Source organism: Jannaschia formosa (assembly GCF_003340555.1).
Taxonomy (GTDB): domain Bacteria; phylum Pseudomonadota; class Alphaproteobacteria; order Rhodobacterales; family Rhodobacteraceae; genus Jannaschia; species Jannaschia formosa.
In genome coordinates this window covers 1-7349 of sequence record NZ_QPLJ01000053.1, presented here as the reverse complement: position 1 = coordinate 7349, position 7349 = coordinate 1, and the positions used below count along the sequence as shown (strand labels likewise).

4 protein-coding genes and 2 pseudogenes are annotated in these 7349 nt (G+C 63.3%); 3 read left to right on the top strand and 3 right to left on the bottom strand.

What is annotated here, in order from left to right:
• On the top strand, positions 1–391 hold a 391-nt coding region (locus DR046_RS22380; RefSeq protein ID WP_135227388.1), incomplete at its 5' end, for an integrase core domain-containing protein.
• A gap of 81 nt (positions 392–472) precedes the next feature.
• Complete coding sequence (locus DR046_RS22375) at positions 473–4771, top strand: glycosyltransferase family protein (protein WP_115384565.1); 4299 nt, start codon at positions 473–475, stop codon at positions 4769–4771.
• An 81-nt stretch (positions 4772–4852) separates the two neighbouring features.
• Here DR046_RS22375 and DR046_RS22370 read toward each other — a convergent pair.
• From DR046_RS22370 to tnpB, 3 genes and pseudogenes are all read right to left on the bottom strand, one after another.
• Positions 4853–5134 (bottom strand): annotated as a pseudogene (locus tag DR046_RS22370) (integrase core domain-containing protein); the annotation flags it as partial.
• Positions 5135–5142: 8 nt separating this feature from the next.
• Positions 5143–6648, bottom strand: coding sequence for an IS66 family transposase (gene tnpC / locus DR046_RS22365; RefSeq protein WP_115384564.1), 1506 nt, complete (start codon positions 6646–6648; stop codon positions 5143–5145).
• Between the two features lie 59 nt (positions 6649–6707).
• Positions 6708–7055, bottom strand: coding sequence for an IS66 family insertion sequence element accessory protein TnpB (gene tnpB, locus DR046_RS22360; RefSeq protein WP_115384563.1), 348 nt, complete (start codon positions 7053–7055; stop codon positions 6708–6710).
• A 140-nt stretch (positions 7056–7195) separates the two neighbouring features.
• Here tnpB and DR046_RS22355 point away from each other — a divergent pair.
• Positions 7196–7349, top strand: a pseudogene (locus tag DR046_RS22355) (IS5/IS1182 family transposase); the annotation flags it as partial.

Below are 7349 nucleotides of genomic sequence, written 5' to 3'. Positions count from 1 at the left end.
AATGCCCTGCCGGGCAGTGGACAACGGCAAGGCGTTCACCGATCGCCTCTTCGGCCTGCGCAAGCGCGCGGCCACGGGCGAGCACGCGTTCGACGCGCTCTGCGCCGCCCTCGACATCGACCACCGCCTGACCCCGCCGAAGTCGCCTCAAACGAACGGCATGGTCGAGCGGTTCAACGGTCGGATCGAGGAAGTGCTGCAAAGCCACCACTTCCCATCGGACGAGGATCTGGAGACCACGCTCCATCGCTACGTCTGGCTCTACAACCAGCAACTCCCGCAATCAGCCCTGGAGACCAGGGCGCCCTTGCAGGCGATCAAGGAATGGCACACCCTCAAGCCAGAGCTGTTCAGGAAACGGCCATACTACCCGCCGGGATGTGACAGTTAGGCAGGCATCGCATAAAATGGTGCCAGCCGCCCCGGAGCGTCTTGCAGATATCGGCCTCCCCGGATCAAAGGAATTTCGAGCATGGATCATCGGCAAGACCCGAGCGAGAGCTTTCCCCCGTTGGAAAACCAGATCGTCTTGACCGACGAGTTAATGATCGAGTGGAAGCCCGTCTTGAATCGGGCGCCCGTGAAGGTGAGCTCTATCGAGATCGACGGATATTCCGGTCATCTGATACGGACGGCGCCCGGGAATGGGTGGGTGCGGCTCTACCTCCCTCTCGACTTGCCCGAGATCGGTATCCTTGCAGCGCGCTTTGTGCTGCAGATCGCTCAGGGTGATGCGCCCGCCAAGATAAAGCCCCTCCTGGTGAAAACCAATACCCAGACCGGTTCCCGGCGCCCCTTCGCCACCGTGCCGGATCAAGGTGTGCTGCTGGATTCCGACGAATGGTACGAAATCGCGGGTGCTTTTCTACATACGAGTTTCGTCGGACGCTTCCGACCCGGCATCGTCATCGATCTCCCCCGGGGCGCCGCGGTCCTTCTGATGGACGTTTCGTTCAAGCGCTTCCGGGTCCCACTCTCGGAGACTGCGAGGGCGGAACTCCTCGCGGCCGATGTAATGCCGTTCGCGCCTTTCTCGGCGCGACGCGTGAAGGGCCTGATCAGCGCCCTTGAGAGCCCCCCGGTCTATGCTGCATCGCTGTCGAGCCATCCCTCGATGCTCTCGGGCTGGTTGATCTCAGATGCCGAGCGGCTGTTCTGGCGCGAACAGACTTCCGGTCGCGGTGGCGAGATCGAATTCGGCCCCGCAGAGATCGCGAAGGGGGAAGTGCGGTTTCAGGCGGGTATCACGGTTGCGTTCGACCCACCGCTCGACGAAGGCGCTATCCTGCATTTGACCACGGCCCCGAACGATCCGAGCCCGATCTGGACCGGCTCGCTGACGCATATGGTGGCCGGCGGCGCACCGCTCACGGATTTCATCGAGATCAGGACCGCGCGGATCAAGACCGGCCTACTTGCGGTCGAGGGCGATGTCGTGAATCCGCTCTATCCGGGGATGCCCGTTCGGGTGGATCTGATGCGCGAGACCGAAATCATCGCATCGGGCATTGCCGTGGCCCCGGCGATCTCGACCCTTCAACTGGAGGCTGGGAAGGCATTTCAGTTCCGCTTCTCCGTCCCAGTCCGTCCCAATGACGAGGAGAAAGCCTTCTGGTTGGCTTTTCCCGGCGCCGAGCACGACGCGCGACTTTACCTGCCGGTCGCCCGCCTAGACGGGCGCCGTCCGATACGCAAAATCGAAATGGCGACCGTTCCCGAGATGCCCGCCGATGGAGAGATTGCGGGCGAAGTGGACGGCTTCGGCTTTGATGTCATCGAGGGCTGGGCGATTTGCCTCCAAGAGCCTGACAGTCCGGTCGAGCTTGTCCTGTATAATGACGGCGTGCCGGTCTCCTATTCCAAGACGCGATATTACCGGAAGGATATCCGCGATATCTACGGCAACCTGGGTTTCAATGGCTTCCGGTTCGAGGTGCCGCCGAACGCGACCGCGCTGCGCGAGGTCGAAATGGAGGTTCGGCCGATAGGGCGGAGGAACCCGCTGGTGAAAGGCAAGATGACCACCGAGCTTCCCCCCGGGATCGTCGCTCCTGCGGCCCTCCCCGCGCCTCGGGTCTGGACGGCGGGTGCGGCACCCGAAGTCGCGCTTACGGGGCGCGTCTCGGTGATCGTGCTCAACCTCGACGGGGCGGAGCTTCTCGACGCCATGTTCGACTCCTGCGCATCAGAAGATCTGAACGGGGAGATTGAGTGGATCGTCGTCGATCACGGCTCGACCGATGACTCGCGGGGCGTCTGCGAGAGGCATGCCGCGAAGGGGGCCGACATCCGCTTCCTCGCTCGGCGTAGCAATTGCAGCTTCAGCGATTCCAACAACTTTGGCGTCACCCATGCGACGGGGGACATACTGGTCTTCGCCAATAATGATCTGATCTTTGATCAGGGTTTCAGCGCGCGGCTGCGCGACTACATGCGCCGCCCCGAGATCGGCGCCGTTGGCGTCAGGCTTTTGGATCATATCGACCATCCCAGGCGTAAGGACCTCAGGATCGACCAGCATCTCGGCGTCTTCTTCGAGAGTAGGGTTACGCCCCAGAATTGGGTGCGCCCTTATGAGGCGCGGGCCTGCGCCGAAATTGATGGCATCGTCGAGACCGTACGCTGTATCGCGGTGACAGGGGCATTCCTGGCGATGCGCCGCTCCGATTTTGAGGCGGTGGGCGGCTTCGACGAGAGTTACTTCTACGGCTTGGAAGACATCGACCTGTGCCTCAAGGTGCGCACGACGCTCGACCGTGACATCGTGTGCGCGAATGATATCACGGTGACCCATCGTCGGGGCTTCAGCCGGCGGAAGGATACGAGCTCCGCCCACTGGCGGCAGCGCAACAACGAGATCTTCACCGGAAGATGGGGCGAAACGCTTCGCCGAATGGTCAAGCGGACCAGCCTCGCCCATCCAGGCTACATCACCGGCATCCGACCCGTATTCTCCTTCATGGTGACGGATGTCGGCGACGAAACGCCTTTTGGAGATTACTATACCGCGCTGGAATTGGGACGCGCACTCCAGAGGATCCTGCCGTGCCACGTCCGATACGTTCCCGAAAGCGACTGGTACGACCTCTCCGGGATCGACGTCGTGGTGGCGATGGTCAACCGCTTCGATATCGCCAAGGGCCGCAACGCCAGCCCATGGCTCGTGACCGTCAACTGGATGCGGCAGTGGTTTGACCGTTGGGCGGAGGACGCATCTCTCTACGCCTACGATTTCCTCTTCGCGTCCTCGGCACCTGCCTGCGAGATGCTGGAGGCGCGCACCGACCGGCCGGTCCACCTGCTGCCGATCGCATCCAGCTATCATGACTTCGCCGAGGCCAAGCTCAAGGACGATTGGCAGAGTGACTATTCCTTCACCGGCAACCGCTTCGGGCCTCCTCGCGAAATCGAGTTCCAGCTCGATCCCGGCCGGATCGAGGGCAAGGGCAAGGTCTTCGGTCACAACTGGGAGGGCACACCCTTCGAGACGCTCGGCCAGGGGCCCGTCCCCTACTCCTCGATCCCGCGGGTCTACGGCTCGACCCGTGTCGTGCTGGACGATGCCAATGTCGCGACCAAGCCCTGGGGCAGCTGCAACAGCCGCGTGTTCGACGCCATGTCCTCGGGCGCGCTGCTGATTTCGAACGGTGAACTGGGATGTCGGGAGTTGTTCGGTGATTTGGTCCCGACGTTCCACGACGCCGACAGCCTGACCGAGACGCTCAATTACTGGCTAAAGAACGAGCCGGAGCGCATCGCGCGCGCGAAAGAGATGCAGGAGGTCATCCGCACGGGACACACATATGACGTGCGCGCGCGGGAACTGCTGTCACACCTGACCGAAAAGGCCCCGATCCGGATCGCGATTAAATGCGCCGCGACCTACAAGGAACGGGAACAATGGGGCGACTTCCACTATGCCCAGAGCCTCGCCGCCGCGCTGCGCCGGCAGGGCTTCGTCGCGCGGGTCGATTGCCGCGAGAGCTGGGACTCCGGCGTGAGCAATTCCGACGACGTCGTGATCGCCTTGCGCGGCCTGCGCCGTTACGTGCCGAAGCGCCACCAGACCAACCTGCTCTGGCTCATCAGCCATCCCAACGCCATCAGCATCTCCGAACTGGAAGAGTTCGACCACGCCTACGTCGCCTCGCAATACCACGCCGACTCGCTTGCGCAGCTCGTCCCGGGAAGGATCGATTTCATGCCGCAATGCACCGACACGACCCGTTTTTTCTTCGATGCCGCCGAGATAAACTCCCAGCCCAACCGCAATCTCTATGTCGCCAATTCGCGTGGCGTGCTGCGAGACCCCGTCCGCTGGGCGATCCAGCACGAACTCGACATCGACATCTACGGCGTCGGTTGGGAGGCTTTCATCACCGATGAACGATTCAAGGGCGGGGTCATCTCCAATCAGGTGCTCGGGGGATTCTACGCCTCCAGCCGGTTGGTCATCTGCGACCATTGGGACGACATGAAGGCCTTGGGCTACGTCTCGAACCGGGTCTTTGACGTCCTCGGCGCGGGCGGCCGGCTGGCTGTCGACGGCGTGCGCGGCCTCGCCGACTTGGTGCCGCCGGACTATGCCAACTGCTTCGAGGGGGTGGAGGAGTTCACGGCCATCCTGAACGGGGCGGATCTCGTCGATCTCGACAAGCGCCGGGACGTGGCGGACTGGGTGAAGCGGACCCATTCCTTCGATGCGCGCGCCGCCGTCTTCGCCGAGAAGATCCGATCCGAGATGGCGGTAGATCCCGTCATCCTCCGTTGAGGTCGGCGGCAGGGTGACGTTTTTTTTCCAACCCCCCCATCCCATGGCCTCGCGGGGGACTGACATCAAGTGTTCTGCGCACTAGCTGTCACATCCCGGCAGGTAGTATGGCCGTTTCCTGAACAGCTCTGGCTTGAGGGTGTGCCAGTCCTTGATCGCCTGCAAGGGCGCCCCGGTCGCCAGGGCTGATTGGGAGAGTTGCTGGTTGTAGAGCCAGACGTAGCGATGAAGCGTGGTCTCCAGATCCTCGCCCGATCGGAAGTGGTGGCTTTGCAGCACTTCCTCGATCCGACCGTTGAACCGCTCGACCATGCCGTTGGTTTGAGGCGACTTCGGCGGGGTCAGGCGGTGGTCGATGTGTAAGCGTCCGGTCAGGCCGCTTGGTTTGACCAGTTCCACGGCAGGAGATCATCCATCCGGTTAATCTTGTAGTCCGGGATGCGCGCGAGAGTGCCGGCGAGCCATGACTGCGGATCGACGCCGTTCAGCTTGGCGGTCTCGATCAAGGCGTAGGCGATGGCGGCGGCGCGGCCGCCGGTCTTTGAGCCGACGAACAGGTAGTTCTTCCGTCCGACGGCCACCGATCGCATGGCGCGTTCTGCCGCGTTGTTATCCAGTTCGAGGAAGCCGTGAGCCAGATAGGGCCGAAGTCGCTTCATGCGCGTCAGACCATACCGGATCGCCATGGCCAGCGGCGACTTGCCCGAGATTCTGGGCAGTTGGCCGTGCAGCCAGGTCTCAAGATCATTGAAGATCGGCGCTGCTTTCGCCTGCCGGATCTCGACCCGACAATCGGGCGGCGAACCCCGCGCCTCCTTCTCGACGGCATAGAGTTGCGCGATGCGTTTGATAGCCTCGTCGGCGATGGCCGACCCCCGGGCCCTGTGGATGTCGACGAACTTGCGCCGGACGTGGGCCATGCAAGCGACCTCGCGGATGTCGCTGGACCGGTAGATATCTTCGAACCCGGCATAGCCGTCGGCGTGCATCCAGCCCCGACAGCATGCCAGATGATCCTTCGGATGCTGGCCCTTCCGGTCGGGCGAGAAGCGATACCAGCTGGCGGGTGGAGCATCGCCATTCCAAGGGCGCTCGTCCCGACCATAAGCCCAGAGACGCGCTGTCGCCGTCTTGTCGGTGCCAGGTGCCAGCATCTTCACCGGCGTGTCGTCAGCGAAGATCGCCTGGCCGGCCAGCACGTGTCGCCCGACGGCGTCGGCCAGCAGCTCCAGCAGCGCCGTCGTCTTGCCGACCCAGTCGGCCAGCGTGGAGCGGTCGAAATCGAGCCCCTCGCGCTCGAAGATCCGGCTCTGGCGATAGAGCGGCAAGTGGTCGGCGTATTTGGAGACCAGAACGTGGGCCAGCAGGCCGGGTCCGGGGCGACCGCGCTCGATCGGGCGGGATGGCAGAGTGGCCTGTGTGAAGGCTTCGCAGCCGGAACAGGCCATGCGCGGGCGGACGATACGGTTCACGATGAACCGGCCCGGAACATACTCCAGCTCTTCGGTGACATCCTCGCCCAGGCGTCGCAGCGAGCCGCCGCAATGGGCACAGTCATCATCGCCGGTGGTCAGCTCGATCTCCTGGCGCGGGATGTGATCGGGAATGGGACGGCGCTTCGGCTTGCCCTTCTCCTCATCCGGAAGCCGCAGCTTCGTGGTCATCTTGGCGACAGAGATCTCGGTCGCCTCGAGCGCGAGCTGAAGCTGTAGGGTCGTCTCCGACGAGGCGCCAAAGCGATGGCTTCTGTGACCAGACAGCTGGTGGCGCAGCTTCTCGATCAGCATCGCCTGCGACTTCACCTCGGCCAGCAAAAGCGCCGTGAACCGCCGCAACTCCTCGGGATCTTCGGGCAGGGATTTGGCCACGTCCAGCATGGCCGATCATAGCAAAACAGGGGCGCGGCAGGAATCCCGGACGTGCCGCCGGCACTGGATTATCCCGCCCTCAGCGGCGTCCAGCTTCGCTGCGGCAGACGCCAGTCGATCCCCTCCAGCAGCATCGACAGCTGCGCCGGCGTCAGCGCGACCTTGCCCTCCTTCGCCGACGGCCACACGAACCGCCCCCTCTCCAGGCGCTTGCTGAACAGACACGCGCCCTGGCCGTCCCACCAGATGACCTTGATCAGATCACCGCGCCGACCGCGGAAGACGAACATGTGCCCGGCGAACGGGTCCTGCTTCAGCACCGTCTCCGCCTGGGCCGCCAGCGTGGTGAACCCGCGCCGCATGTCCGTCACCCCGGCCGCCAGCCACACCCGGGTGTTCGCCGGGACAGGGATCATCCGCACAAGCCCCGGATCAGTAGTCCGCCCTGAACAACTCACATTGCTTTGATTTCCTGACATGAGCCGGGATCGGCGGTGCTCTGATGTCGCAGGGTTTGGTATGCTTGGGCCCGGAACCCTGCGATTTCGGAGGCCCGATGAAGCCCAAATCTCGCGCACCCGAGCAGGACGACCTGCTGCGTCCCCGACTCATCAATCTGATTGACATGCGCCATGAGCTGGTGAGGCTCGAGGCGCTGATCGACTGGGAGTTCTTCGAGGCCGAATGGATGGGCTTCTTCCCCTCCCACA

Bases quoted from the DNA above. Each gene is read 5' to 3' on its own strand.
- tnpB (WP_115384563.1), bottom strand. From the start codon at position 7,055: ATGATCCCTGTCCCGGCGAACACCCGGGTGTGGCTGGCGGCCGGGGTG.
- tnpC (WP_115384564.1), bottom strand. From the start codon at position 6,648: ATGCTGGACGTGGCCAAATCCCTGCCCGAAGATCCCGAGGAGTTGCGG.
- DR046_RS22375 (WP_115384565.1), top strand. From the start codon at position 473: ATGGATCATCGGCAAGACCCGAGCGAGAGCTTTCCCCCGTTGGAAAAC.